The sequence below is a fragment of the Streptomyces sp. NPDC046876 genome (assembly GCF_040645035.1).
Taxonomy (GTDB): domain Bacteria; phylum Actinomycetota; class Actinomycetes; order Streptomycetales; family Streptomycetaceae; genus Streptomyces.
Window position 1 is genome coordinate 93,136 of sequence record NZ_JBEYXK010000015.1, and the last position, 25,734, is coordinate 118,869.

24 protein-coding genes are annotated in these 25,734 nt (G+C 74.0%); 13 read left to right on the forward strand and 11 right to left on the reverse strand.

Features of this window, described 5'->3' with window-relative positions; genetic code table 11:
• Nucleotides 1-20: 20 nt before the first annotated feature.
• On the reverse strand, nt 21-932 hold the full coding sequence (locus ABZ924_RS12030; RefSeq protein ID WP_361907226.1) for an ATP-binding cassette domain-containing protein: 912 nt from the start codon (nt 930-932) through the stop codon (nt 21-23).
• Between the two features lie 108 nt (nt 933-1,040).
• Here ABZ924_RS12030 and ABZ924_RS12035 point away from each other — a divergent pair, with 108 nt between their 5' ends.
• The 3 genes from ABZ924_RS12035 to ABZ924_RS12045 all read left to right on the forward strand — a co-directional run bounded on the left by ABZ924_RS12035 (nt 1,041) and on the right by ABZ924_RS12045 (nt 4,140).
• Nucleotides 1,041-2,213, forward strand: a complete 1,173-nt coding sequence (locus tag ABZ924_RS12035; protein ID WP_361907228.1) for a histidine kinase — start codon at nt 1,041-1,043, stop codon at nt 2,211-2,213.
• Nucleotides 2,214-2,222: 9 nt separating this feature from the next.
• On the forward strand, nt 2,223-2,873 hold the full coding sequence (locus ABZ924_RS12040; RefSeq protein ID WP_361907230.1) for a response regulator transcription factor: 651 nt from the start codon (nt 2,223-2,225) through the stop codon (nt 2,871-2,873).
• Between the two features lie 109 nt (nt 2,874-2,982).
• Nucleotides 2,983-4,140 carry an ROK family transcriptional regulator gene (locus tag ABZ924_RS12045; protein WP_361907232.1) on the forward strand — a complete coding sequence of 386 codons (1,158 nt, stop codon included), beginning with the start codon at nt 2,983-2,985 and terminating at the stop codon, nt 4,138-4,140.
• Between the two features lie 45 nt (nt 4,141-4,185).
• Here ABZ924_RS12045 and ABZ924_RS12050 read toward each other — a convergent pair whose 3' ends face one another.
• Nucleotides 4,186-4,959, reverse strand: a complete 774-nt coding sequence (locus ABZ924_RS12050; protein ID WP_361907234.1) for a GntR family transcriptional regulator — start codon at nt 4,957-4,959, stop codon at nt 4,186-4,188.
• Nucleotides 4,960-5,295: 336 nt separating this feature from the next.
• Between ABZ924_RS12050 and ABZ924_RS12055 the strand changes: the two genes are divergently transcribed.
• From ABZ924_RS12055 to ABZ924_RS12070, 4 genes are all read left to right on the forward strand, one after another.
• On the forward strand, nt 5,296-6,147 hold the full coding sequence (locus ABZ924_RS12055) for an alpha/beta fold hydrolase (RefSeq protein ID WP_361907236.1): 852 nt from the start codon (nt 5,296-5,298) through the stop codon (nt 6,145-6,147).
• Between the two features lie 107 nt (nt 6,148-6,254).
• Complete coding sequence (locus tag ABZ924_RS12060; RefSeq protein WP_361907238.1) at nt 6,255-7,865, forward strand: alkaline phosphatase D family protein; 1,611 nt, start codon at nt 6,255-6,257, stop codon at nt 7,863-7,865.
• A 152-nt stretch (nt 7,866-8,017) separates the two neighbouring features.
• Nucleotides 8,018-9,502 carry a GNAT family N-acetyltransferase gene (locus ABZ924_RS12065; protein ID WP_361907240.1) on the forward strand — a complete coding sequence of 495 codons (1,485 nt, stop codon included), beginning with the start codon at nt 8,018-8,020 and terminating at the stop codon, nt 9,500-9,502.
• Nucleotides 9,503-9,618: 116 nt separating this feature from the next.
• A complete protein-coding gene (locus ABZ924_RS12070) occupies nt 9,619-11,349 on the forward strand; it encodes a DUF885 domain-containing protein (protein ID WP_361907242.1) in 1,731 nt (576 codons plus the stop codon).
• An 81-nt stretch (nt 11,350-11,430) separates the two neighbouring features.
• Here the strand turns inward: ABZ924_RS12070 and ABZ924_RS12075 are convergent, their stop codons facing one another.
• The gene (locus tag ABZ924_RS12075) at nt 11,431-11,943 is read right to left on the reverse strand and encodes a rhodanese-like domain-containing protein (RefSeq protein WP_361907244.1); all 513 of its coding nucleotides are present in this window, start codon (nt 11,941-11,943) and stop codon (nt 11,431-11,433) included.
• Between the two features lie 95 nt (nt 11,944-12,038).
• On the opposite strand from ABZ924_RS12075, the gene ABZ924_RS12080 reads away from it, so the two are divergent.
• Nucleotides 12,039-12,485, forward strand: coding sequence for an Lrp/AsnC family transcriptional regulator (locus tag ABZ924_RS12080; RefSeq protein WP_361907246.1), 447 nt, complete (start codon nt 12,039-12,041; stop codon nt 12,483-12,485).
• A 29-nt stretch (nt 12,486-12,514) separates the two neighbouring features.
• Here the strand turns inward: ABZ924_RS12080 and ABZ924_RS12085 are convergent, their stop codons facing one another.
• The 3 genes from ABZ924_RS12085 to ABZ924_RS12095 form a co-directional block, all read right to left on the reverse strand.
• Complete coding sequence (locus tag ABZ924_RS12085; RefSeq protein WP_361907248.1) at nt 12,515-15,526, reverse strand: SMC family ATPase; 3,012 nt, start codon at nt 15,524-15,526, stop codon at nt 12,515-12,517.
• Nucleotides 15,523-16,701, reverse strand: coding sequence for an exonuclease SbcCD subunit D (locus ABZ924_RS12090; RefSeq protein WP_361907250.1), 1,179 nt, complete (start codon nt 16,699-16,701; stop codon nt 15,523-15,525). The genes ABZ924_RS12085 and ABZ924_RS12090 overlap by 4 nt, the downstream gene beginning before the upstream one ends.
• Before the next feature lie 155 nt (nt 16,702-16,856).
• Nucleotides 16,857-17,483 carry a YigZ family protein gene (locus tag ABZ924_RS12095; RefSeq protein ID WP_361907252.1) on the reverse strand — a complete coding sequence of 209 codons (627 nt, stop codon included), beginning with the start codon at nt 17,481-17,483 and terminating at the stop codon, nt 16,857-16,859.
• A 100-nt stretch (nt 17,484-17,583) separates the two neighbouring features.
• Between ABZ924_RS12095 and ABZ924_RS12100 the strand changes: the two genes are divergently transcribed.
• Nucleotides 17,584-17,988, forward strand: coding sequence for a CoA-binding protein (locus ABZ924_RS12100; RefSeq protein ID WP_361907254.1), 405 nt, complete (start codon nt 17,584-17,586; stop codon nt 17,986-17,988).
• Between the two features lie 20 nt (nt 17,989-18,008).
• Here ABZ924_RS12100 and ABZ924_RS12105 read toward each other — a convergent pair whose 3' ends face one another.
• On the reverse strand, nt 18,009-18,587 hold the full coding sequence (locus tag ABZ924_RS12105) for an XRE family transcriptional regulator (protein WP_361907284.1): 579 nt from the start codon (nt 18,585-18,587) through the stop codon (nt 18,009-18,011).
• A 106-nt stretch (nt 18,588-18,693) separates the two neighbouring features.
• On the opposite strand from ABZ924_RS12105, the gene ABZ924_RS12110 reads away from it, so the two are divergent.
• On the forward strand, nt 18,694-19,560 hold the full coding sequence (locus ABZ924_RS12110; protein ID WP_361907256.1) for an EamA family transporter: 867 nt from the start codon (nt 18,694-18,696) through the stop codon (nt 19,558-19,560).
• Nucleotides 19,561-19,580: 20 nt separating this feature from the next.
• Here ABZ924_RS12110 and ABZ924_RS12115 read toward each other — a convergent pair whose 3' ends face one another.
• Nucleotides 19,581-20,363 (reverse strand): acyltransferase, encoded by a 783-nt coding sequence (locus ABZ924_RS12115; RefSeq protein WP_361907258.1) that lies wholly within the window; start codon nt 20,361-20,363, stop codon nt 19,581-19,583.
• A 153-nt stretch (nt 20,364-20,516) separates the two neighbouring features.
• Here ABZ924_RS12115 and ABZ924_RS12120 point away from each other — a divergent pair, with 153 nt between their 5' ends.
• Complete coding sequence (locus ABZ924_RS12120; RefSeq protein ID WP_361907260.1) at nt 20,517-21,068, forward strand: gamma carbonic anhydrase family protein; 552 nt, start codon at nt 20,517-20,519, stop codon at nt 21,066-21,068.
• 87 nt (nt 21,069-21,155) lie between these two features.
• On the opposite strand, the gene ABZ924_RS12125 is transcribed toward ABZ924_RS12120, so the two are convergent.
• The 3 genes from ABZ924_RS12125 to ABZ924_RS12135 all read right to left on the reverse strand — a co-directional run bounded on the left by ABZ924_RS12125 (nt 21,156) and on the right by ABZ924_RS12135 (nt 22,669).
• Entirely contained in the window at nt 21,156-21,821 is a 666-nt protein-coding gene (locus ABZ924_RS12125) for a DedA family protein (protein WP_361907262.1), read from the reverse strand.
• Nucleotides 21,822-21,913: 92 nt separating this feature from the next.
• Nucleotides 21,914-22,123 (reverse strand): DUF2191 domain-containing protein, encoded by a 210-nt coding sequence (locus ABZ924_RS12130; protein ID WP_361907264.1) that lies wholly within the window; start codon nt 22,121-22,123, stop codon nt 21,914-21,916.
• Between the two features lie 93 nt (nt 22,124-22,216).
• Nucleotides 22,217-22,669, reverse strand: a complete 453-nt coding sequence (locus tag ABZ924_RS12135; protein ID WP_173429180.1) for a DUF4442 domain-containing protein — start codon at nt 22,667-22,669, stop codon at nt 22,217-22,219.
• Nucleotides 22,670-22,765: 96 nt separating this feature from the next.
• On the opposite strand from ABZ924_RS12135, the gene ABZ924_RS12140 reads away from it, so the two are divergent.
• Nucleotides 22,766-23,794 carry a hypothetical protein gene (locus tag ABZ924_RS12140; RefSeq protein WP_361907267.1) on the forward strand — a complete coding sequence of 343 codons (1,029 nt, stop codon included), beginning with the start codon at nt 22,766-22,768 and terminating at the stop codon, nt 23,792-23,794.
• Nucleotides 23,795-23,916: 122 nt separating this feature from the next.
• Nucleotides 23,917-25,278: an MFS transporter gene (locus ABZ924_RS12145; protein ID WP_361907269.1), complete on the forward strand. Its 1,362-nt coding sequence runs from the start codon at nt 23,917-23,919 to the stop codon at nt 25,276-25,278.
• Nucleotides 25,279-25,734 lie beyond the last annotated feature (456 nt).

The window sequence follows — 25,734 nt, forward strand, 5'->3', positions numbered from 1 at the left end:
CGGTTTCCTCCGGTCATGGGTCAGTGGGTGGCGGTGAACTCGCCGTGGTCGGCGGTGAGGTCGAGGTAGGCCTGCTCCAGCGACGCCCGCTCGTCGGAGAGTTCGAGCATCGCGACGCCCTCGCGGGCGGCGAGCGCGCCGAGCTGCTCGGCCTGCATCCCGTCGACCGTCCAGCGGCCCTCCGCGGCCTCGGTCAGCCGGAATCCGTCCCGGGCGAGGGCGGCGCGCAGGCGTATCGGGTCGGAGGTGCGCAGCCGCACCCGGGGGGTGCTCCGCGCGTCGATGAAGTCCTCCATCGAGGTGTCGGCGAGGAGCCTGCCGCGTCCCAGGACGACCAGGTGGTCGACGAAGGAGGCCGTCTCCGACATCAGATGGCTGGACACCAGGACCGTCCGCCCTTCACGGGCGAGGCCGCGCATCAGCTCGCGGATCCAGATGATGCCCTCGGGGTCCAGGCCGTTGGTGGGCTCGTCCAGCAGCAGCACGCCGGGGTCGCCGAGCAGCGCGGCAGCCATACCGAGTCGCTGTCGCATCCCCAGGGAGTAGGTCTTGATCCGCCGCTTCGCGGCGGACGTGATGCCCGCCTGCTCCATGACCTCGTCCACCCGGCGCACCGGGATGCGGTTGCTCACGGCCAGGGCGAGCAGGTGGTCGCGGGCGGTCCGGCCGCCGTGCGCGGCTTGGGCGTCCAGCAGTGCTCCGACGTGGAGCAGGGGCTGCTGGAGGTCGGTGAAGCTGCGGCCGCCGATGGTGGCGGTCCCGGAGGTGGCCCGGTCCAGCCCGAGCAGCACCCGCAACGTGGTGGACTTGCCGGCGCCGTTGGGGCCCAGGAAGCCGGTGACCCGGCCGGGCAGGACGTCGAAGCTGAGGTCGTCAACGGCCTTGGTCGTGCCGTATTCCTTGGTGAGTCGGCGGATCTCGATGCGGTTCATGGCTCAAGATTCGCCGTCGGCCCCCCTCCCCCTCCTCCCCCGCACGGGGGGATCGTCTCCCCCGCACGGGGGAGACGGCCGTGATCGCGGTGCTGTCACGATGGGGGCATGCACCGATTGATCACAGCGCCGTTCCGGCCCCTGACGTACACGCGTTGGCTGCACCTGTGCGTGCCCGTGCTGCTGGTCGCGGTGTGGATGTTCATAGAGGACGAGATCCCGTGGGCCCCTGCTCTGATCATCGCTCCGTTCGGTCTCATCCCCTGGATGCGGACGGCGGAGGGGCTGCAGGCGCAGTTCCTGCTCACCCCGTACGACCGCGGGGCCGAGGAGAGCGCCATATCCACGGTGGCCTCGAAGCGCTGGGGCGATCGCTGGCGGACCGTGCTGTGGCTGGAGATACGGCTGGGGCTGGCCTTCGTGGCCATGCTCGCCACCGTGTGGCTGCCGGCGTTCAGCGTCGAGTTGCTCACCGCCGCGTTCGGCTATCCCGTCCGCGGGGACGTGATGCTGCCGGTGGTCCCGCCGCCCTGGCTGGCGGCCGTGCTCACTCCGCTGCCGCTGGTCGTGCTGCTCGTGACCGTGTTCCTGATGGGCGAGCTCATCACGTCCATCGCGACCCGGCTGCTGGGGCCTTCGGCCGCGGAGCGGCTGTCCGTACTGGAGGAGCGGACCGAGCAGCTGCTGGAGCGCACCCGGATCGCGCGCGAGCTGCACGACACGATCGGGCACGCGCTGACGGTGGCCGTGGTGCAGGCGGGGGCGGCGCGGGCGGCGGGCGATCCGGCCTTCACCGAGCGGGCGTTGAGCGCGATAGAGGAGACCGGCCGGGCGGCTCTGGAGGACCTGGACCGGGTCCTGTCGGTCCTGCGGGATTCCGGTCCGCGTCCCTCCCAGCGGCCGACGCTCGCGGACGCGGACCGGCTGCTGGACTCCACCCGGGCCTCGGGAGCGCAGGTGCACGCCCGGCTGAGCGGCCCGCTGGAGACCTTGCCGGGACCCGTCACCCGGGAGGCGTACCGGATCCTGCAGGAGGCGCTCACGAACGTGTTGCGGCACTGCGGACCGGTCCCGGTCGAGGTGCGCGTGGAAATGTCCGGCAGGCAGCTGGAGTTGGAGGTGTCGAATCCGCTGCCCGAAGGCCAGGTCTCCCCCGGCGGCGGCAGCGGCAGCGGGCTGCGGGGGATGCAGGAGCGGGCCGCGCTGCTCGGGGGCTCGGCCGAATCCGGTCCACGCAAGGGGAGATGGAGGGTGCGCGCACGGCTCCCGCTCAGCACATAAGCTGAGCGGATGCCGGTCACCGTACTGCTCGTCGACGACGAACCGCTGGTGCGCGCGGGGCTGCGCGCCGTGCTCGATGCCCAGCCCGACATCGAGGTGGTGGGTGAGGCCGCCGACGGTGCGGCCGTGATCCCGCTGGTCCGGCAGCTGCGGCCGGACGTGGTCGCCATGGACGTGCGGATGCCGCTGCTGGACGGGATCGAGGCGACCAAGGCGGTGCTGAAGAGCATCGACCAGCCGCCGAAGATCCTGGTGGTCACGACCTTCGAGAACGACGAGTACGTGTACCGGGCGCTGCGGGCGGGGGCGGACGGGTTCCTGCTGAAACGGGCCCGGCCGTCGGAGATCGTGCACGCGGTGCGACTGGTCGCGGAGGGCGAGACGCTGCTCTTCCCGACGGCGGTGCGGTCGCTGGCCGCCGAGTACGGGAGCAGTGGGGCGCGGGCGCGGTTGGAGCGGGCCGCGCTGACCGAGCGGGAGGAGGCGGTGCTGCGGCTGATGGCGCGGGGGCTGACCAACGCGGAGATCGCGGCCGAGATGTTCGTGGGGACCGAGACCGTGAAGTCCCATGTGAGTGCGGTGCTGTCGAAGCTGGGGGCGCGGGACCGGACCCAGGCCGTGATCGCGGCGTACGAATCGGGCTTCGTCGTGCCGACCTGATCACCCGCGCCGAGCGCTCCGGCCCGGTCCGGCGGGGGCCGCTCCTCGCCGCCGCGGCGGGTGCGCAGTACGATCCGGCTGACAGGCTCGCCAGCTGGGAGGACAGACGTTGGGGCAGCTGACCGGCGGAGATCCCTCTCTGCTCCGGCGGATCAATTCGGCGGTGGTGCTGCGGGCACTGCGCGCCTCCCGGTCGCCGACCCTCACCGACCTGACCCGGGTGACCGGGCTGTCCCGCCCGACCGTCGAGGGCGTCGTCGAGGGGCTCATCGCCGCCGGGCTCGTCGTCGAGGCCGATGCGGAGGAGGGTGCCCGCCGGCAGGGGCGGCCGGCCCGGCGCTACCGGTTCCGGGCGGAAGCGGGGCACCTGCTCGGCATCGAGATCGGCTCGCACCGGATCGCGGTGCTGCTGTCCGGGCTGGACGGGCGGGTGATCGGCGCGGGCACCAAGGACGTGGCCGAGACCGCCTCTGCCGACGAGCGGCTGGAGCGGGTCCGGGCGGCGGTGGCCGATCTGCTGCGCCGCGCCGGCGTACCGAGGGACTCACTGCGGGCGGTCGGCGTCGGCAGCCCCGGCATCGTGGAGGCCGACGGCACCGTCCGCCTCGGCACGGCCCTGCCCGGCTGGACCGGCCTGCCGCTCGGTGACCGGCTGCGCCGCTCATTCCGCTGCCCGGTGCAGGTGGAGAACGACGCCAACGCGGCGGCGCTCGCCGAGCACTGGAAGGGGGCCGCTCAGGACACCGACGACATGGTGTTCGTGATGGCGGGCCTCAGCCCGGGTGCCGGTTCGCTGATCGGCGGCCGGCTGCACCGCGGGTTCGGCGGGGCGGCCGGCGAGATCGGCGCGCTGCACCTGCTGGGCCGCGAGGTCACCCCGGAGAAGCTGCTGTCGACGAACGGCGAGCCGCTGCACCCGCTGGACGAGCAGGCCGTCGCCGAGGTCTTCGCCAAGGCGTCGCGGGGCGACGAGCAGGCCGTGGCCGCGGTGGACCGCTTCATCCAGCGCCTGGTGCACGACGTGGCGGCCCTGGTGCTGGCGATGGATCCGGAGCTGGTGGTGGTCGGCGGCTGGGCGGCCGGCCTGGACGGCGTCCTGGACCCCTTGCGCCGGGAGCTCGAACGCTACTGCCTGCGCCCGCCCCGGGTGGTGCAGTCCCTCCTGGGCGAGGCCGCCGTGGCCACCGGGGCGCTCCGGCTGGCGCTGGACCAGGTCGAGGAGGAGCTGTTCGCCGTGGAGCGGACGGTCACCGCCCGGCGCCGCTGACCCGCCGCCGCACCCGGCAACCGCCCGTCCGGCGACCGGGGGCAGTCAGGAGGCGACGCGCGTGTCGTCAGCGATCTCGACGTCGCCGGAGTCGCCGAAGGTGAGGCGGCAGGTGTCGGCGCGGTACGTCGCGATCGAGACGGCGGCCGTGCCCGCGGCGGTGAAGTACCGGGTGGTGACCACCAGGACGGGGGCGCCGGGCAGGCGGTCCAGCTCCTTGGCGTCGTCGGCGCGGGCCGAGCCGAGCTCGACCGAACGGTCCTGGCCGTCGAGGTCGAGGCGCTGGAGCTCGCGCAGCACGGCGCGGGCGCGCCCGGCTCCGGCCGGGGCGTCGATGGCGGACAGGCCCGGTACGGACAGGCCCGGCACCGAGGCGGCGGGCACGTACAGCAGCTCGGCGGCGACGGCCTGGCCCTGCGTGCTGCGGGTCCGGCGCACGGTGTGCACGGGCTGGTCGGCGGCTGTGCGGAGGACCTTCAGCACCGCGGCGGGCGGCACGGTCTCGGCGGCGTCCACGGCCTCCCAGCCGTCGGGGCTCTCGCCGGGCCAGCTGTGCCGCGTACTGCCGACGGCGACGCCGACGCGCGGCGGGGCGACGGTGGTGCCGACGCCGCGGCGGCGCTGGAGGCGGCCCTCGAGCTCCAGCTGCTCCAGGGCCTGGCGCAGGGTCGCGCGGGCGACTCCGAAACGGGCGGCGAGCTCACGCTCGTTCGGCAGGACCTCGCCGACGGCGAAGTCCGAGTCGAGCGCCTCGCTGAGGACGGTCTTGAGGTGCCAGTACTTCGGCTCCGGCACCGTTTCCAGCTGCGTGGTCCCCACCCTGAATCCTCCTGCCATCGCTGCAATCGCCGTGTTCCAGCGGCAGTTCCGCGCCCTTGTTTATTAAAGGTTCCTGCACTATCCCTGCGACCTTAGGGCGGCTCACCACCTTGGTCAAGACCAATCCTCACCCCTTTACCGGGCAGATCGGGCATACGTATCGAGCCGTTCACAGGATGTTCGCGCGTGCGGCCGGCCGCCCACGACACGCCCCCGCGGGGTTGCGGCTTGCGGACTACCGGGCGGTAATCATGGTCATAGTCATAACTGACAGCCTGTCTCACGCGCGTCCGCCCACCGCCCCGGGCCGGCCGCGTCCGGCCGACGAGGAGCAGCATGACCGCCACGGTGTCCTTCCCGATCACATCGCCGCTGGGCCCCCGCACCGCCACCGTCTCTTACGAGCGCAAGGGCGCCGGCACGCCGCTCCTCCTGCTCCACGGCATCGGGCACCACCTCCAGGCTTGGCACCCGGTGACGGACATCCTGGCCGCCGAGCACGACGTGATCGCCGTCGACCTGCCCGGATTCGGCACCTCGGAGCCCCTTCCCGAAGGGATCCCGTACGACCTGCACAGCGTCGCCGCGGCCCTCGGCGCGCTCTGCTCGGCACTCGGGGCCGAACGCCCGCACGTCGTGGGCAACTCCCTCGGCGGCCTCCTCGCCCTCGAAATGGGCCGCAGCAGCCTGGTCCGCTCGGTCACCGCGCTCTCGCCGGCCGGCTTCTGGACCGAGGCCGAGCGCAAGTACGCCTTCGCCACCCTGCGCGCGATGCGCGTCGGCGCCCTGGCCCTGCCGCTGTCCACCCTGGAGCGGCTCTCGCACAGCGCCGCCGGCCGCACCGCGCTGACCGGCACGATCTACGCCCGCCCGGCGCGCCGCTCGCCCGAGGCCGTCGTCGCCGAGACCCTGGCCCTGCGCCAGGCCACCGGCTTCGAGGAGACCCTGGCCGCCGGCCGCTCCGTGCGGTTCACCGAGGACGTGCCCGGTCTGCCGGTCACCATCGCCTGGGGCTCCCGGGACCGGCTGCTGCTGCCCCGTCAGGGCGTGCGGGCCAAGCACGTCGTCCCCGGCGCCCGGCTGGTGCGGCTGCGCGGATGCGGCCACGTCCCGATGAACGACGACCCGACCCTGGTCGCCCGTGTGGTTCTGGACACGGTGAGGGCGACAAACAGCCAGGTGGGATGAGCTGCTGGCGGGCTGTTCATCCGCGGTTCGCGTGGGCGACGCGGGCGGGCCGGTGTGCCTCGGCACACTGGTCCGACCCTTCCCCGGCCTGCCCTGGAGACACTCCGATGGCACCCCTGCCGCACACCCGACGGTCCCTGCTCGGCGGCTCGATCGCCGTTCCGGTGGGCATCGCCCTGTCCAGCACCATCGCCGCCCCCGCGTTCGCCGCACCGGCCCTCGCCTCACCCGCGGAGGCACCGGCGTTCACCCGCTCGGGCCGCCCGGGCGCGCCGTGGGGCGTCCAGTCCGGAGAGATCACCGCCCACTCCGCCACCGTCTGGACCCGTGCCGACCGGCCGGCGCGGATGTACGTCGAGACCTCGCCGAGCGAGTCGTTCCGCTACGGCGTGCGCCGCCACGGCGGCCCGTACCTCGGCCCCGGCACCGACTACACCGGCACCGTGACCCTGCGCGACCTGCCGCCCGGCCAGCAGATCCACTACCGCGTCGTCCTGGCCGACCCCGACGACCCGCGGCGGGCCGGCCGGCCCGTCGCGGGCACCTTCCGCACCACGCCCGTCTCGCGCCGCCGCGACGTGCGCTTCCTGTGGTCGGGCGACCTGGCGGGCCAGGGCTGGGGCATCAACCCCGACCTGGGCGGCTACCGCGTTTTCGAGGAGATGCGGCTGCGCGACCCCGACTTCTTCCTCTTCAGCGGGGACACGGTCTACGCGGACGGGCCGATCCAGGCCTCGGTGCCCCTGCGCGACGGCACTCTCTGGCACAACGTCACCACCGAGGAGAAGGCGAAGGTCGCCGAGACCCTCGACGAGTTCCGTGGGAACTTCCGCTACAACCTGCTCGACCACAATCTGCGCGCGTTCAACGCCCAGGTGCCGGTGCTCGCGCAGTGGGACGACCACGAGGTGCGCAACAACTGGTACCCCGGCCAGCTGCTGGAAGACCCCCGCTACACGGTCAAGGACGTCGACACCCTGGCGGCGCGCGCCCGCCGGGCGTTCGGCGAGTACTTCCCCGTCACCGACCTGCGGGGCGGGCGCGCCGAAGGCCGTATGTACCGCGTGATGCGGTACGGGCCGCTCCTGGACGTGTTCGTGCTCGACATGCGCACCCACCGCAACGCCAACTCGCCGGGCCGCCAGAGCGACGACCCCATCGGCATCCTGGGACCGGAGCAACTGGCCTGGCTCAAGCGCGAGCTGCTGCGCTCGCGCGCCACCTGGAAGGTCATCGCCTCCGACATGCCGCTCGGCATCGTCGTCCCCGACGGCGCCGCGAACTTCGAGGCCGTCGCGCAGGGCGAACCGGGAGCGCCGCTGGGCCGTGAGCTCCAAATCGCCGAGCTGCTGCGCCACATCAAGCACCAGCGCATCACGGGCACCCTCTGGCTCACCGCCGACGTGCACTACACGGCCGCGAACCACTACGCCCCCGAGCGCGCCGCCTTCGGCGACTTCGCGCCGTTCTGGGAGTTCGTCTCCGGTCCCGTCGGGGCCGGCGGGTTCCCTGCCGGGAAGCTCGACGCCACCTTCGGCCCGGAGACGGTGTTCGTGCAGTCGGCCCCGCTGCCCAACATGTCGCCGTCCGAGAACCCTCCGTACTACGGCGAGGTCGAGATCGACGGCGAGAGCGGGGAGCTCACCGTCCGCTTGCGCCGACAGGGCGGAGGCGTACTGTTCTCCACGACGCTCCGGCCGGGGCGGGTGCGCCAGTAGCAGCCGGTACCGACACCCGGCGGTCCCGCAGAGGAACAGTGCGGCAGCGGAAATCAACCGGAAAACCGGGCGAAATCGGCCAGATGGACACTTAACCCATCGGTCACAGATCGTTCGTGATCACGCAACACCCCTGCGCCACAGTGGCATGCATGACTGAACGCATCCCCGCCTCCGCCCACCGTCCCCACCGCCACCACTGGCGCCGGGACCTCGTCGAACTGGCCGCTCTCTTCTGCGCCGTCGCGGTCGCCGACGGCATCGCCAACCTCGTCGCGCACGGTCCGAACGGCCCGGTCCTGCTCGTCGCCTCGGCCGTCGCACTCCTGGTGACCGCGGCGTTCCACACCTGGTGGGCACGCCGCCACAGCCACGCGCCGCCGCCCGGGAGCACGGCGCCCTCCGATCCGCAGGCGCCGGCCGGCGCGGCCGGCGCCACGGCCGGCGCGGATCGGGCGGCGCCCGCCGCCCCTGCGCCGACACCCGCGTCCGCATCCGCATCCACATCCGCACCCTCGTCCGCATCCACCGCACTGTGGCGGATGCGGACGACCGTGCGCGACGAGCCCGGCAGCCTGGCCGCGCTGTGCACGGCCCTCGCCCGGGCGAACGTGGACATCCTGACCCTCCAGACGCACCCTCTGCCCGAGGGCGGCACCGTGGACGAGTTCCTGGTGCGCGCCCCGCAGCAGCTGCCCCTGGCGGAGCTCACCCGGGCCGTATCCGGGGCCGGCGGCCGCAGCACCTGGATCGAGCGCGCCGACGCCCACGACCTGGTCGACACACCGACCCGCGTCCTGGGTCTGGCCACCCGCACTGCCCTGGACGCCGCCGAACTCCCGCTCGCGCTGCGCCAGCTGCTGGGCCGCTGCACCATCCACTCGATCCCGGCCACCACCCTCTCCGGCCGCCCCAACGCGGCCGCCGACGCCCCCGTCGAGGGGGTCCTGGAGGCCACGGTGATGCGGCTGCGCGACCCCTCGGGCGGCGCCATCACGGTAGAGCGGCCGTACCTGCCCTTCACCCCGACCGAGTTCGCCCGGGCCCGCGCCCTCGTCGAGCTCGACGCGCGCCTCGGACCGCGCGTCCCGCGCAGCCAGGACGTGCTCACCCTGCCCGAGGGCAGCGAGATCACGGTGCGCCGCGCCGACCTCTCCGACCTGGCCGCCGCCAGGGCCATGCACGACCGCTGCTCCGAGCGCACCCTCGGTCTGCGCTACCACGGGCCCGTCGCCGACGCCGACCGCTACCTGAGCCACCTGCTGAGCCCCCGCTTCGGCCGCACCCTGGCCGCGACCACCGCGTCCGGCAAGCTCGTCGCCCTCGGGCACCTGCTGTGGGACGGGGACGAGACCGAGGTGGCGCTCCTGATCGAGGACGACTGGCAGCGCCGCGGGATCGGCTCCGAACTGCTGCGCCGCCTGGTCGCGATGGCCGTCGAGGCCCGGTGCGACAGCGTGTACGCCGTCACCCAGTCCGCCAACACCGGCATGGTCGCCGCCATGCGCGGCCTCGGCCTCCCCCTCGACTACCAGATCGAGGAGGGCACCCTGGTGATCACGGCCCGCCTGGAGGCGGCCCCCGTCGTCTCGCGGCTCCCGTACGAACTCCCCCGCGCCCACCGCCCGCAGGGGTAGCGCGGCCGCCACCGCCCTGCGCCCCGGGCCACCCGGCCCGGGGCGCAGCAGCGCACGTCAGCAGGCCGAGAGCGAACGGTGATGACACGGACCGTTCCCCGTACGAAGATGTCCGCATGTCAGACACCCTTCGCAGCGACAGCGCCGCCCGGCTGCCCCGCCAGGTTGCCGACGCGTACGTCGACGACCTCATCGCCATCGACCCGATCACGGGCACCTACCTCGGTGTCGCCGCGAGCTCCGGCCGGCTCCCGGACTTCTCCCCGGCCGGCCGGGCCGCCGTGGCCGACCTGGCCCGCGCCACGCTCGCCCGCCTCGACGCCGCGGAGCGACTGCCCGGTGCGGACACCGACGCGGAGCGCCGGTGCGCCCGCCTGCTGCGCGAGCGCCTGACCGCCGAACTCGCCGTGTACGAGGCCGACGAGGACCTCCGGGCCGTCAGCAACATCCACTCCCCCGCGCACGCCATCCGCGAGGTCTTCCCGCTGACCCCGGCCGAGACGGACGAGGACTGGGCGGCGATCGCCTCCCGCATGCGGGCCGTGCCCGCCGCGCTCGCCGGCTACCGCGAGAGCCTCCGGCTGGGCCTGGACCGGGGCCTGTACGGCGGCCCGCGCGCCACCGCCACCTTCATCGAGCAGCTCACCACCTGGGCGGGCGAGGACGACGGCACCGAGGGCAACGCCGGCGACGGCAGCGACCGCGGCTTCTTCGGCGGCTTCGCGGCCCGCGGCCCGCAGTCCCTGCGCGCCGAGCTCGACGAGGCGGCCGCCCTCGCCACCGCGGCCCTCGCCGAGCTGCGCGCCTGGATGAGCTCGGTGTACGCCCCGGCCGTCGCCGGCGCCCCGGACGCGGTGGGCCGCGAGCGCTACGCCCGCTGGTCGCGCTACTTCAACGGCACGGACCTGGACCTGGACGAGGCGTACGCCTACGGCTGGTCGGAGTACCACCGGCTGCTCGCCGAGATGAAGACCGAGGCGGCCAGGATCCTCCCCGGCGCCGGTCCGTGGGAGGCGCTGAAGCACCTGGACGAGCACGGTACCCACATCGAGGGCGTCGACGAGGTCCGCACCTGGCTCCAGGGCCTGATGGACGAGGCCATCGAGAACCTGGACGGCACCCACTTCGAACTCGCCGAGCGGGTCAAGCGGGTGGAGTCGATGATCGCCCCCGCGGGCGGCGCGGCGGCCCCGTACTACACCAATCCCTCGGAGGACTTCTCCCGCCCGGGCCGCACCTGGCTGCCGACGATGGGCCAGACCCGCTTCCCGGTGTACGACCTGGTCTCCACCTGGTACCACGAGGGCGTCCCCGGCCACCACCTCCAGCTGGCGCAGTGGGCGCACGTCGCCGACCGGCTCTCCCGCTACCAGGCGAGCGTCGGCCTCGTCAGCGCCAACGTCGAGGGCTGGGCGCTGTACGCGGAGCGCCTGATGGACGAGCTCGGCTACCTCAAGGACGCCGAGCAGCGCCTGGGCTACCTGGACTGCCAGATGATGCGCGCCGCGCGGGTCATCGTGGACATCGGCATGCACCTGGGCCTGGAGATCCCGGCGGACTCGCCGTTCCACCCGGGCGAGCGCTGGACGGTGGAGCTGGCGCAGGAGTTCTTCTCCCTGCACAACAGCCGGTCGGCGGAGTTCATCGAGAGCGAGGTGACGCGCTACCTGTCGATGCCGGGCCAGGCGATCGGCTACAAGCTGGGCGAGCGGGCCTGGCTGCTGGGCCGGGACAACGCCCGGGCCGCCCACGGCGATTCCTTCGATCTGAAGGCGTGGCACATGGCGGCGCTGTCGCAGGGCTCGCTGGGCCTGGACGACCTGGTGGACGAGCTGTCCGCGCTCTGATCCGGCCGCAGGCGCACGTACGGGCCGCCCGACTCCTGCGGGGAAGCGGGCGGCCCGTACGTGTCGGCAGGAGCAACGGCCTCAGCAGCCGCAGTCGTCGGAGTCCGTCGGCGCGGTCAGCGGGTCGGCCTCGGTGCGCTGGGCGCGGCCCTGCCAGGTCTCGACCTCGAAGCCCTCGCGGATCCAATACTCGATGCCGCCGAGCATCTCCTTGACCTGGAAGCCGAGCCGGGCCAGGGCCAGGGCGGAGCGGGCGCCGCCGTTGCAGCCGGGGCCCCAGCAGTACGTCACCACGGGCAGGGACTTGTCGAGGAGCTGCTCGGCCTGCTCGGGGATGAGGGCCGTCGGCAGGTGGATCGCGCCGGGTACGTGGGCCTGGTCCCAGGCGGGGGTCGAGCGGGAGTCGATCAGCTGGAAGCCGAGCGCGGCGCCCTGCTCGCGGTGGGCCTTGAATGCGGCGGCGACGTCGGACACGTCCGCGTGGAAGGCGAGGCTCGCGGCGAAGTAGGCGGCGGCCGCGGCCGGGGCGGCCGGGGGCACCCGCAGGACGGGGTTCTCGGTGGCGGGGGCGTCGTTCTGGTTCGTCGTCGTCATGGCTCAGAATCTACGGTTCAGCTGATCATCATCGGAAGGGACTTTCCCCGGCCTTCCTCTTGTTCCGCCGGGGATTCCCCTGCTACATCTCCTGCATGACCGAGTATTCCCCTGACGCCACCGACTGGCGCATCCTGGCGGCCCTCCAGGCGGACGGCCGGGCCAGCTTCGCCGAACTCGCCCGCGCCGTCTCCATGTCCGCGAGCGCCGTCACCGAGCGGGTGCGCCGCCTGGAGGAGGCGGGCGTGATCACCGGTTACACCGCCGTGGTCGATCCGGAGAAACTGGGCAAGTCGATCCTCGCGCTGGTCCGGCTGCGTTATCCGCACGGCAACTACAAGCCGTTCCACGACCTGTTGGAGGCCACCCCGGAGATCCTCGAGGCCCACCACGTCACGGGCGACGACTGCTTCGTGCTCAAGGTCGCCGCCCGCTCGATGCGGCACCTGGAGGAGGTCGCCGGCCGGATCGCGGGGCTCGGCGCGGTCACGACCAGCATCGTGTACTCCTCGCCGCTGCCCCGCCGCCCGCTCAGTCCGTGAGGCGACAGCTCAATCCGTGAGCCGACGGCTCAGTCCGTGAGGCCCGCGGTGCGGTGGAGCACCACCGAGCCGCCGCGCTGTTTGACGATCTCCAGCTGGGCCTGCACGCGGGTGCGCAGGTCGGCGACGTGGCTCACGATGCCGACGCTGCGGTCGCGTTCGCGCAGTGAGTCCAGGACGTCGAGGACCTCGTCGAGGGCCTGCTCGTCGAGGCTGCCGAAGCCCTCGTCGATGAAGAGGGTGTCCAGGCGGACGCCGCCCGCCTCGTCCGTGACCACGTCGGCCAAGCCGAGGGCGAGGGCGAGGGAGGCGAAGAAGGTCTCGCCGCCCGAGAGGGTGGCGGTGTCGCGCTCGTTGCCGGTCCAGGCGTCGACCACGTGCAGGCCGAGGCCGGAGCGGCCGCGTCCGGACGCCTTCGCATCGGAGTGGACCAGGGTGTAGCGGCCGCCGGACATCTTCAGCAGGCGCACCGTCGCCGCGGCCGCGACCTGCTCCAGCCGGGCGGCCAGGACGTACGCCTCCAGGCGCATCTTCCGCTCGTTGTCGGCGGAGGTGCCGGCGGTCAGGGCGGCGAGCCGGGCCACCCGCTCGTACGCCTCGCGCAGCGGGCCGAGGGCGCGCAGCTCCTGCTCTGCCTGCCGGGACAGCCGGTCGAGCTCCGCGCAGCGCACCCGGGCCGCGTCGAAGGCGGAGCCCGCCTCGCGCAGCCGGGCCGCGGCCCGCACCGCGGCGGCCTCCGCGGCGTCCGGGTCGGCCGCGGGCAGGGCGGCGGCCGCGGCGGTGTCGTCCTCGCCGTGCCGGTCGGCCAGCATCGCCTCCTCGGCCTGCCAGGCGTCGAGCCGGTGCTGCAGCGCGGTGCGCTCGTAGTCCGGGAGCACGGCGGCGGCCGCGGCCTCGACCGTGTCGAAGCCGGCCTTGAAGGCGGCGTCGGCGAGCTGGCCGTCGGCCTCCTTGAGCCGGGCCGCGGCGGCCTCGGCCCGGCGCAGTGCGGCAGCGGCCGCGGTGACCATGCGGACCCGGTCCTCCAGGATCCGGGCGCGGGCCGCGACGGTGGGCGCGTCCCCCCGTACGAGGGCGAGCTCGGCCTCCAGCGAGGCCTGTTCCCGGTCCAGGGCCTCGCGGCGGGAGAGGCGGGCTGCGGCCCGGCGCTCGGCGTCGAGCCGGTCGGAGCCGCGGACGGCGTGCTCCCGCTCGGCGCGGGCCAGCTGCTCGCGGGCGGCGTGCAGTCCGGCGGCCGCGGCGTGGGCGGCGGCGTGCCGGGAGCTCAGGTCCGAGGTCAGGGCGAGGAGTTCGGCGGTGGTGGCGTCCCCGGCGGCCGCCGCGGCCTCGGCGCGGGCCTCCTGGACGGCGGCGAGCCCCCGCTCGACGGCCGCGCGGCGCTCCTCGGCCTGCTCGTAGCGGGCGTGGGCGGCCTCCTCGGCGGCGCGGTCCACGTGCCCCGCGGCGGGGCGGGCCGGGGCCGGGTGCTCGGCCGAGCCGCACACCGTGCACGGCTCGCCGGGCGCCAGGGCGGCCGCGAGCTCGGCGGCGATCCCGCGCAGTCGGGCCTCCTTCAGCTCCAGCCAGCGCTCCCGGGCCGCGGCCGACTCCTCGCGTACACGGAGCAGTTCGCCCTCGGCGCGCTGCGCGTCGGTGTCCAGCGCGTCGCGGCGCCGGGCGGCGTTCAGGTGCAGGCGGGCGGGCTCCAGCTTCCCGGCGAGCTGCTCGGCCAGGGTCGCGGCCTGCTGGGCGGCGTCGACCCGCTCGGCCAGCGCGGTGCGGGTGTCCTCCCAGCGGGCGAGCCACTCGGCGGATTCCCGCAGCTGCTCCTCCGCGTCGCGGGCCTCGCGTTCCAGGTCGGCGCGTTCGCGGCCGATCTCGGCGCTGCGCTGCTCGGCGCGCCGGGCGGCGCCCAGGGCGCCGAGGTCCTCGCGCAGCCGCTGCTCGACGGCGGCGAGCTGCTCGGTGCCCGCGTCGGCGAGCGCGGGCGGGAGTTCGGCCCGGGCGGCGGCTTCGGTGTGGGCGGCGGACAGGTGGGCGGCGTGGGCGGCTCCGCGCAGTTCCAGGGCGGGGGCGACGAGGGCGGCGCGCCCGGCCCGGTCGAGCAGCTCGCGGATGCGCTGCCGCTCGGGCTCCGCCTCGGCGAGCAGCGCGGCGCGGCGGGCGGTCTCGGCGTGCCGGCGCTGCAGCCGGTGGAGCTCGCGGGCCTCCTCGGCGGCCCGGCGGGCGGCGGCGTCCCTGCCCTCGGCGGCGGCCAGCGCGTACTCGGCGACGGTCAGCCGCTCCCGGGCCGCGGACCGGGCCACGGCCGCCCACGCGCGGACCGCCTCGGCGAGGCCCGGGTCGCCGGGCTGGTGCCCGGGCAGCGGCCAGGCCCGCAGGTCGGCGCTGTCCCCGGCGGCCTGGGCCAGGCGGTGCGCGGTGGCGAGGACCTTCTCGTCGCCGGCGCGGACCTTGGCCTCTGCGGCCCGGCGGCGCTCGGCGAGGAGGGTTTCGACGGCGGCGAAGCGGCGGGTGTCGAAGAGGCGGCCCAGGAGGCGGCCGCGGGCGGCCTCGTCGGCGCGCAGGAAGCGGGCGAACTCGCCCTGCGGCAGCAGCACGACCTGGCAGAACTGCTCGCGGCTCATGCCGAGGAGCTGCTCGATCTCCTCGCCGATCTCCTGGTGGGAGCGGCTGAGCGCCGCCCACTGCTCGCCGTCGTACTCGCGGAGCAGGCTCTGCGCCTTGTCCCTGGTGGTGCCGGTGCCGCGTTTCTTCGGGCGGTCCTGTTCGGGGCGGCGGGTGATCTCCAGGCGGCGTCCGCCCGCGGTGAGCTCGAGGGTGACCTCGGTCGGGGTGCCGGGGTCGGCGTGGTCGCTGCGCAGGCTGGTGCCGGGGGCCTGGCGGGCGCCGGGCACGGATCCGTACAGGGCGTAGCAGACGGCGTCGAGTACGGAGGTCTTGCCGGCGCCGGTGGGTCCGTGGAGGAGGAAGATCCCGGCGCCGGAGAGGGCGTCGAAGTCGATCTCCTGGGGTTCGGCGAAGGGGCCGAAGGCGGTGATCCGCAGCCGGTGCAGCCTCATCGGCGGGCCTCCTGCCCGCCGTCGGCGGCGGCCGAGGCCGTGCGGACGTGCTCGAAGGCGGCCTGCAGTACGGCCCGTTCGGCCTCGTCGGCCCGGCCGCCGCCGCGTACGTGGGCGACGAAGTCCTCGGCGATCTCCTGGTCGGTGCGGCCCTTGAGGCGCTGGGCGTAGGTGGCCGCGCCGTCCTCCTCGCGGCCCTCGGGGTCGAAGGCGAGGCTCAGGGTGTGGGGGAAGCGGGCGGCGAGGCGGGCCATGGGGTCGTCGGGGCGTACGGGGTCGGTGAGGGTGGCCTCGATCCAGGACTCCTCGTGCGCGGTGTGCACGGGGTCCTCGAGCAGGGTGTCGAGCCGTCCGCGCAGGCGGGCGAGGGGGCGCGGCACGGGGGTGTCGATGCGCTCGGCGCTGATCTCGCCGGGTGCGCCGAGCTCGACCAGCCACATGCTCTTGCGGTGGTCGGCCTCGGAGAAGGAGTAGGCGAGCGGGGAACCGGAGTAGCGGACCCGCTCGTTGATCGTCTGGCAGCCGTGGAGGTGGCCGAGGGCGGCGTAGTCGACCCCGTCGAAGACGGAGGCGGGGACGGCCTCGACCCCGCCGACGGCGATGTCGCGTTCGCTGTCGCTGGCCTGCCCGCCGGTGACGAAGGCGTGGGCGAGGACGACGGCGCGGGTGCCGGGCGGGCGTGCGGCGAGGTCGGCCCGGACGCGGTCCATGGCCGCGCCGAGGACGGCCTCGTGGCTGACCTTGGCCGCGCCGAGCTGGTCCTTCACCAGAGCCGGCTCCAGGTACGGCAACCCGTAGAGGGCCACGTCCCCGTGTACGTCGGCCAGCACGACGGGGTCGGCGCAGCCGTCCGGGTCGGTGCGCAGGTGGATCCCGGCCCGCCCGATGAGCCCGGCCCCGACGCCGAGCCGGCGGGCGGAGTCGTGGTTCCCGGAGATCATCACGGTGGGCACGCCGAGGTCGGCGAGCCGGTGCAGGGCCCGGTCGTAGAGCTCGACGGCGGGCAGCGGGGGCACGGCCCGGTCGTAGACGTCGCCGGCGACGAGGACGGCGTCGACCTCGTGCGTGCGGACGGTCTCGACGAGGTGGTCGATGAAGACGGCCTGGGCACCGAGCATGTTGACGCGGTGGAAGGACCGGCCGAGGTGCCAGTCCGAGGTGTGCAGGAGCCTCACTCGCCCGCCCCGCCGGCCGCCGCGCCGGCCGTGTCGCCGCACATCCCGCCCGCCCCCTGGTCGCCGTCTTCTCGTTCTTGATCTCGTTCTTGACCGGTGCCACCCGGTGTGGACGAGCCCCGTGCCCCTCTACGCTAACGCCTCGCCCGGCGCCCTCAGGACGCGTACGTCTCCCCGCCGAGCGTGAGGGTGGCCGTGCCGGCGGTGCTGTCGGCGAGCCAGGCCTCGAAGGCGGGCAGGTCGGCCTCGGGCAGGGCGACCTCGATCTCGACGGCCGCCCCGTAGCGCAGGTCGACCACGGTCCGGCCGGTGGAGCGCAGGTCGTTCTGGGTCTTGCCGGCCCGCTGGTGGTCGACGGTGACGGTGGCCAGCCGGTAGCGGTGGCGGGTGAGGGTGCCGAGCTCGTCGAGGGCCTCGCCGACGACCCCGCCGTAGGCCCGGATGAGCCCGCCGGCACCGAGCTTCACGCCGCCGTAGTACCGGGTGACGACGGCGACCGCGTACCGGATGTCGCGCCGCATCAGCATCTGCAGCATGGGCACCCCGGCAGTGCCCCCGGGCTCCCCGTCGTCGCTGGCCTTCTGCACGGCCGCGTCGGCACCGATCACGTAGGCGAAGCAGTTGTGCGTGGCGGTGGGGTGCTCGCGCCGGATCCGCGCGACGAACTCCTGCGCCTCCTGCTCGGTCGCGGCGGGCGCGAGCGAGCACAGGAACCGCGAGCGGTTGATCTCGGCCTCGTGCACGCCCTCACGGGCCACCGTCACGTACTGGTCTGACTTCACCGCTCCACCCTACGGGGAATCGGACATGCGTCCCTCCTGTTGATCCGGGGGCGGCCCGGAGCACCGGGGCGCATCCGGTACGCAACAGGAGGCGGCGCCCGTGTACGGCGACCCGGCAACCATTCGCAGGATCCTCACCGAGCTCGGCGACACCTGGGCCGTGGTCGGCCTGTCCAACAACCAGGAGCGGGCGGCCTACGGGGTGGCGCGCGTGCTGCAGCGGTTCGGCAAGCGGGTCGTGCCGGTGCACCCGAAGGCGGAGACGGTGCACGGCGAGAAGGGGTACGCCTCGCTCGGCGAGATCCCGTTCAAGGTCGACGTGGTCGACGTGTTCGTGAACAGTGCCCTGGCCGGGCAGGTCGCCGATGACGCGGTGGCCGCCGGTGCGGAGGCCGTGTGGTTCCAGTTGGACGTGGTCGACGAGGCCGCGTTCGCCCGGACCCGTGAGGCCGGGCTCGACATGGTCATGGACCGGTGCCCGGCCATCGAGATCCCCGCCCTGTAGGCGTCGGCGGCCCCGTCCCGTCAGGCGCCGGACACCGGTGGGATGGAGACGGCCAGGGTCATCTCCATCGGGGCCGGGCCCTCGTTGCGGTAGGCGTGCGGGACGTCCGCCTCGAAGGAGACGGCTCCGCCCGCGGGGACCGCGTACCGCTCCTCGGCGATGTGCAGGGTCAGCTCCCCGGCCGTGACGTGCAGCATCTCGAAGGTCCCGGACGGGTGGGGGTCGGAGTCGGTGCCCTCGCCCGGCTCCAGGCGGTAGCTCCACATCTCCACCGGCCCGCGCCGGTCGTCGCCGAGGAGCATGCTGGCCCCGCTGCCGGCGTCGGTGGACCACATCCGTACCGCCTGCCCCGGCAGCACCACGTGCACCCGCGGGGTGCGGTCGTGGTCCAAGAGCGTGGTGATGCTCACACCCAGCGCGTCGGCGAGCTTGACCGTCGTCCCGACGCTGGGGTTCGTACGGGCCTGCTCGATCTGGATGATCATCCCGCGGCTGACCCCCGCCCGGGCGGCCAGCGCGTCGAGGGTGAAGCGCCGCTCACCGCGCCAGTGCCTGAGGTTCCGGGCGAGCGCCTGGGTGAGCTGTTCGAAGTCCGACACCATTCCGTCCAAGATTTTGGATTCAAAAGTCCAATAGACTGAACTATCGTGCCGTGTACTCGACACTGCACTCCGCCGTTCACTGCACTGTACTGCGAGGCCCCGCATGACCACCCTGTTCGCCCTGGCCACAGCCGTGCTCTGGGGCCTGGCCGACTTCGGCGGCGGGCTGCTGACCCGCCGCCTGCCGGCACTGACGGTGGTCGTCGTCTCGCAGATCCTCGCCGTCGTCGCGCTCGGCTCGGTGGTCCTGGCCACCGGGGCCTGGCGGGAGGCCGGGCCGCAGCTGTGGTTCGCCGTCGCCGCGGGCCTGGTCGGGCCCGTCGCGATGCTCAGCTTCTACAAGGCGCTCGCCCTGGGGCCGATGGGGGTTGTCTCGCCGCTGGGCTCGGTCGGGGTGGTCGTGCCCGTCGGCGTCGGACTCGCCCTCGGCGAGCAGCCCGGCCCCGGCCAGTACACCGGGATCGCCATCGCCGTCGTCGGCATCGTCCTGGCGGGCGGGCCCGAGTTGCGCGGCGCGCCCGTGCAGCGGCAGGCCGTGGTGCTGACGCTGACCGCCGCGTTCGGGTTCGGCGCGGTGATGGCCCTGATCTCGCACGCCTCCACCACCGTCACCGGGCTGTTCCTGGCCCTCTTCGTCCAGCGGGTCACCAACGTGACCGCGGGCGGCGCCGTCCTGTGGGCCCGCACCCGGCGCGGTACCCCGGCCCTGCCGGCGGGCACGGGCCCGCGGATGCTGTGGCGGCTGCTGCCCGCGCTGGCCTTCGTCGGCCTCGCGGACGTCGCGGCCAACGGCACGTACTCCGTCGCCGCTCAGAGCGGCCCGGTCACCGTGGCAGCCGTACTGTCCTCGCTCTACCCGGTGATCACGGCCTTCGCCGCCTTCGCCGTCCTGAAGGAGCGCCTCCGCCCGGTCCAGGCGGCCGGCGCGGGCCTGGCCCTGGCCGGCACCGTCCTCCTCGCCGCCGGCTAGCCGCGCCCGGGGCGCCCGGCTCAGGCGGGCTCGGAGGCCGGCTCCGGGGTGGGAAGGTGGTCGGCTTCCTGCTCAGCCAGTTCCGCGAGGGCGCGCAGCTGGTCCGGGGTGACGCCGTCGGGGATCGGGGTCGGGGCCGGCGTGCGCAGCGGGGGCTGCCAGCCGGTCTCCGGAAGCCAGCGGCGGACGATCCGCGCCGGAGCACCGGCCACCACGGCGTGGTCGGGGACCTCGCCGCGGACCACGGATCCGGCGGCCACCACCACGTTGCGGCCCAGCCGCGCGCCCGGGAGGATCACCGCGCCCGTCCCGAGCCAGCAGCCCGGGCCTATCTCCACCGGCGCGCTGCGCGGCCACTGGCGGCCGACCGGCTCGTCCGGGTCGTCGTAGCTGTGGTTCGTGGAGGTGATGTACACCCCGGGCCCGCAGAACGTGTCGTTGCCGATGGTGATCCGCGTGTCGGCTATGACGTGCGTGTCCCGGCCGAGCACGACGCCGTTGCCGATGACCAGCACCGGCTCGGCCCCGAGGTCCAGGTCGGGCATCATCCCGGCGGTCAGGGTGACCTGCTCGGCGATGATGCAGTGCTCCCCGAGGTGGATCCACGGTTCGCCGAAGACCGTGCCCTGGGGGAAGGCGAGCCGGGTGCCGTGCCCGATCGCGCCGAAGCGGAGCCTGCCCGGCGTCTGGGCCGTGACGGCTCCGGCCCGCTGCATCCAGCGCCAGCCGGCGTGGGCCGCACGGCTGGCGACCTTGCGGCGCAGCGCGGTCAGGGATGAGAACGTGTTCTGGTTCTTCGGCACCGGGCCACCGTAGCGCGCGGGACGCCCGGCCCGCGCCGTGATCTTCACCCCATCGCCCGCCGCGCGGGCGCGTGCCCTACGGTGCCCGTAGCGCGACACGTCAGGCACACCAGGCACGCCGGACACGGCGGGCACCGGACTGAGGAAGAGAACATGACGCAACACGCGGACGAACGCCAGGCACTCGTCGCGGGCGTGGCCGGCAAGAGCCCGCTGGTCGACCCGACCGCCTTCACCGCGCCCACCTCCGTGGTCGTGGGCGACGTCACCCTGGGCGCGGGCGCGAGCATCTGGTACTCGGCGGTGCTGCGCGCCGACTGCGGCCCGATCGTGCTGGGCGCCGACAGCAACGTGCAGGACAACTGCACCCTGCACGTGGACCCCGGCTTCCCGGTCTCCATCGGCGAGCGCGTCTCCATCGGCCACAACGCGGTGGTGCACGGCTGCACCGTCGAGGACGACTGCCTCATCGGCATGGGCGCCACCGTCCTCAACGGCGCGGTCATCGGCGCCGGTTCGCTGGTGGCCGCGCAGGCGCTGGTCCCCCAGGGCATGGTGGTCCCGCCCGGTTCGCTGGTGGCCGGCGTGCCGGCCAAGGTGCGGCGCGAGCTGACCGACGAGGAGCGCGAGGGCATCAAGGTCAACGCCGCCATGTACGTGGAGCTGGCACAGCAGCACCGCGCCTCGGTGACGCCGGGCGCGTAGCGAGGAGCGGGCGGCGTGGGGCGCGCGACGCGTGCCCCGCGCCCCGAGCCGACCGGTCGCGCCCGGCGGGCTCAGCGCTCGGCGGGGTCAGCGCTCGGCGGGCGCAGGCTCCGCGTCGGCGGCCGCGCCGACCGTGGCGCCTGCTGCCGCCGCGGCCTTCTTCATGCGGCTGCGCACCACCAGCGTCGCCGTGAGCCCGATCAGCAGGGCGATGACCAGCGCCACCCAGGAGAACCCCTTCAGCCACGGCTCCGCCACGATCCCGATGGAGTAGATGGCGGCCGTCGTGCCGCCCGCCCAGAGGATGCCGCCGAGGACGTTCGCGACCAGGAAGCGCCAGTACGGCATGTGCAGCACACCCGCGAGCGGCCCGGCGAAGATCCGCAGCAGCGCCACGAACCGGCCGAAGAAGACGGCCCACATGCCCCACTTCTCGAAGGAGCGTTCCGCCTGGGCCACCTGGTCCGGGCCGAAGTGCTTGGGGAAGCGCCGGCCGAGCCGCTCCAGCAGCGGCTTGCCGCCGCGACGCCCGATCGCGTAGCCGATGGAGTCGCCCACGATCGCCCCGGTGGTCGCACAGATCCCCAGCACCACGGGGTCGATCTGCCCGTGCTGCGAGGCGAGCAGCGCGGAGCTGACCAGGATGATCTCCCCCGGCAGCGGGATGCCCAGGCTCTCCAGCCCGATGACCAGACCCACCAGGAGATAGATGCTGACCGCCGGAATCGTCTCCAGCCATGCCTGGATGTGCACCGGTACGTCCTCCCGATTCGTCCCGGCGCGTCCCTTGTGACACGCCGAACGGGCAGCCTATCCGCTCTCGGCCACCGCCCTTACGGACGCCCTCAGCCCTGTGGCGGTTGCTCGACGGTGTCCGCGGTGCGGCGCGGCTCGTCCCGGGTCTGCACGCGCGCCTCCGTGCGGTGTCCGCGGGCGATGTAGTCCCGTACGACGGCCTCCACCGCGTCCTGCGGCGAGCCGATCCCGGCGAGGACCATCACCTCCACCACGAGCTCGGCGTCCAGACTGATGTCGACCTTGGCACGACCGGCCATGGGGCCTCCTCCGTGTGGCGTACCGGGGACTCTAACGGCAGCGGGGCCGTGCCCGTCAGGCACAGCCCCGCACTCATGCTCCCCGCTGCGCCCCTACGCGTTCGGGCGCAGGGTCCACACGACCGTCATCTCGCCGGTCACGGCCTCGTCCTCGCGCTGGATGGCGATGGTGACCGGGAACTCGGGGCGGCCGCCCGCGTCGAGTTCGGCGACGACCTCGGCGGCCGGGCGGCCGAGGGTGGCGGTGGCGGTGACGACGCCCTTGGCGAGCTTCTTGTAGCCGATCTCGGCCTTCACGGCGAGCGGCACGGCGCGCGAGAGCTGGTCGCCGAAGGCGGCCAGGACGATGGCGCCGCTGGCGGACTCGGCCAGGGTGAACATGGCGCCGGCGTGCGGGCCGCCCACGTGGTTGTGGTAGTCGGGCTGGTCGGGCAGCCGGACGACCGCACGCTCGGGGGTGGTCTCCAGGAACTCGAGGTTCAGGGTCCGGGCCATCGGCACGGTCGCGGCGAGCAGTTCGCCCACGTTCATCTGGTCTGCGCTCATGGAAGCGGATGTTACCCACGAGTAGATGCGCTTGACCAGACCTCTTGCGGGGGCGGCCGTGGCTCATGTAAGCCGCTCCCACTATCGTTACCGGCCATGTGGCCAGGACAGCAGCAGCCGCCCGGGGGACAGCAGAACCCTCAGGACGCGCATCAGAACCCGTACCAGCAGCAGCCGGGGCAGCCGAACCCGTACCAGCAGCAGCCCGGCTACGGATACCCGCAGGCGGGCTACCCGACGCAGCCCCAGCCCGCTGCCCAGCAGTGGACCCAGCCCCAACAGGCCGTACCGGCCCCGCCGAACGGGGGCGGGGGCGGCGGGCTCTCCACCAAGACCGTGGCCATCGTCGCCGCGTCCGCGGTCGTCGTCGCGGCGGCCGCCACCGGCGCGTTCGTCCTGACCAGGGACGACAAGAAGAACGACGTGGCGGAGAACAAGCCGGCCGCCTCGGCGTCGGCCTCGACCCCCGAGTCGGCCGCACCCTCCGCCTCGGGCGCCAACCCGCGCGCCGGCGGCGACATCCAGCCGGTGATCCCGGGCTGGAAGGTCGTCGTCAACCCGAAGTACGGCACGGCCTTCGACGTGCCGCCGGAGTGGAACGTCTCCAACCCCGGTGTCATCGCCAGCTTCACGGACGACGTCAAGAACGACGGCAAGCCCATCATCGGCTTCTCCGCACCCGCCTTCCTCAAGGAGGACTGGTGCAAGATCGACTCCAACAAGGACGGGCGCGAGGAGAAGACCGAGCTCGCGGGCACCGGCACCAAGGGCGGCCAGGGCGCCAAGGACACCGCCGAGGCCGTGAAGAACGAAGCCGGCAACTGGGCCTTCGCCGCGTTCGCGCAGAAGGCGCCGAAGGGCACCGTGAAGGTCTCCGAGCCGAAGGAGTACACCACCTCCTCCGGTCTGAAGGGGCACATGGCGACCGCGACCGCGCTCGGCGTGCCCAAGGAGAACAAGTGCTCCCGCGACGGCAAGACCATCGCGTTCAGCTTCAAGACCGCCAACGGCGACTTCTCCAGCTGGGTCCTGTTCACCGCCGCCGGCGTCGAGGGTGAGGTCACCCAGGAGACGATGGACAAGATCCTCAGCTCGGTCCGCCTCAACGGCGTGGGCACGGGCTGACGGCAAGGGAGTGCCAGGGGAGCCCCAGGGTCTCCTGTTCTCCCGGTCCTCCCCCGGTCCCGTCCGGGTGGATCCGATCCGTACCCCGGGCCCGATATCCGTTTGGATCCACGGCCCGGGGCATGGATAGTCCGAGGGTGAAGCCCCCCTCAGCCGCACCGCACCGCCCGTCCGCACGCCGCCTGCGGCCGCCCGCCTGGGCCGGACGCAACTACAGCCTGCTGACCGGCGCCGCCGTCATCACCAACCTCGGCAGCCACGGGGCGCTCATCGCCTCGGCGTTCGCCGTCCTGGAGGCCGGCGGGTCCGGTGCGGACGTCGGCCTCGTGGCGGCCGCCCGCACCCTGCCGCTGGTGCTGTTCCTGCTGATCGGCGGAGCGCTGGCCGACCGGCTGCCGCGCCACCGCGTCATGGTCGCGGCCAACGCCCTCAACTGCGTCTCGCAGGCCGCCTTCGCCGTGCTCGTCCTCGCCGGCGATCCGCAGCTGTGGCAGATGATGCTGCTCACCGCGCTCTGCGGCACCGGCACCGCCTTCTTCAACCCGGCCGCCGAGGGCATGCTGCTCTCCAGCGTCGGGGGCGAGCACGCCAACCGCGCCTTCGCGCTCTTCCGGATGGCCATGAACGGCGCCGGGATCGGCGGCGCGGCCCTCGGCGGCGCACTGATCGCCGCGATCGGCCCCGGCTGGGTCCTGGCCGTCGACGCCGCCGCGTTCGCCCTGGCCGGAGCCCTGCGCGCCGCCCTGGACGTGGGCCACGCCGCCGAACGGGCGCCCGGCGGCGGACTGCTGGCCGACCTGCGCGAGGGCTGGGTGGAGTTCCGGACCCGGCCCTGGCTGTGGAGCATCGTGCTCCAGTTCTCCGTGGTCGTCGCCGTGGTCGGCGCCGCCGAGGCGGTGTACGGGCCCCTCGTCGCCCGTGAGCGGCTGGGCGGGCCGGCGCCGTGGGGCCTGGCCCTGGCCTGCTTCGGTGCCGGCACCATCGCCGGTGCGGTCCTGATGATGGTGTGGAAGCCGCGGCGGCTGCTGCTGGTCGGCACCCTGTGCGTGTTCCCGCTGGCGCTGCCGTCGGCCGGCCTGGCCGTGCCGCTGCCCGTGGGGGGCCTGTGCGCGGTGATGTTCGTCAGCGGTACGGCCATCGAGGTGTTCGGCGTGAACTGGATGACGACCATGCACCAGGAGATCCCGGAGGAGAAGTTCTCCCGGGTCTCCGCCTACGACTGGTTCGGGTCGGTGTCGATGCTGCCGTTGGCCACCGCCGTGGCGGGCCCCGTGGAGTCGGCCGTCGGGCGCACCGCCGCCCTGTGGGGCTGCGCCGCGCTGGTCGTGGTGGTCACCGCCGCCGTCCTGGTCGTGCCGGACGTCCGGCGGCTCACCCGCAGGCCCTCGCCGCCGAGGGCCGGCTCGGCCGCCCGGCCCGCGGACCCCGGCCCCGCGGCCGACGCCACCGCCCCGACCGGGGCCCCCACCGTTCAGCCCCGCTGACCGCCGAACCGGAGCCCGGGCCGAGCCCGGTGTCCGGCGGAGCCGGGTTCCTTGGGGCTCCGCCCCAAACCCCGCGCCTCAAACGCCGGCGAGGCTGAATACGCCGAACCCCGGCTTCGAAAGGGAGACGGCTGCCCAGCCGGATCCGCCGACGACCGAGACGAGAGACCCCACGGACTCCCAGCCGGCGCCGCCGACAGCCGAGACGAGAGACCGGCCAATCCAGCCCCGCCGGCGATTGAGGTGCGGGTCCGGGCAGAGCCCGGTGCCCGGCGGAGCCGGGATCCTCGGGGCGCCGCCCCACACCCCGCGCCTCAAACGCCGGCGAGGCTCAAATTTCCGACCCCGGCTTCGAAAGGGAGACGGCTGCCCAGCCGGATCCGCCGACGACCGAGACGAAAGAGACCCCACGGACTCCCAGCCGACACGAGAGACCGGCCAATCCAGCCTCGCCGG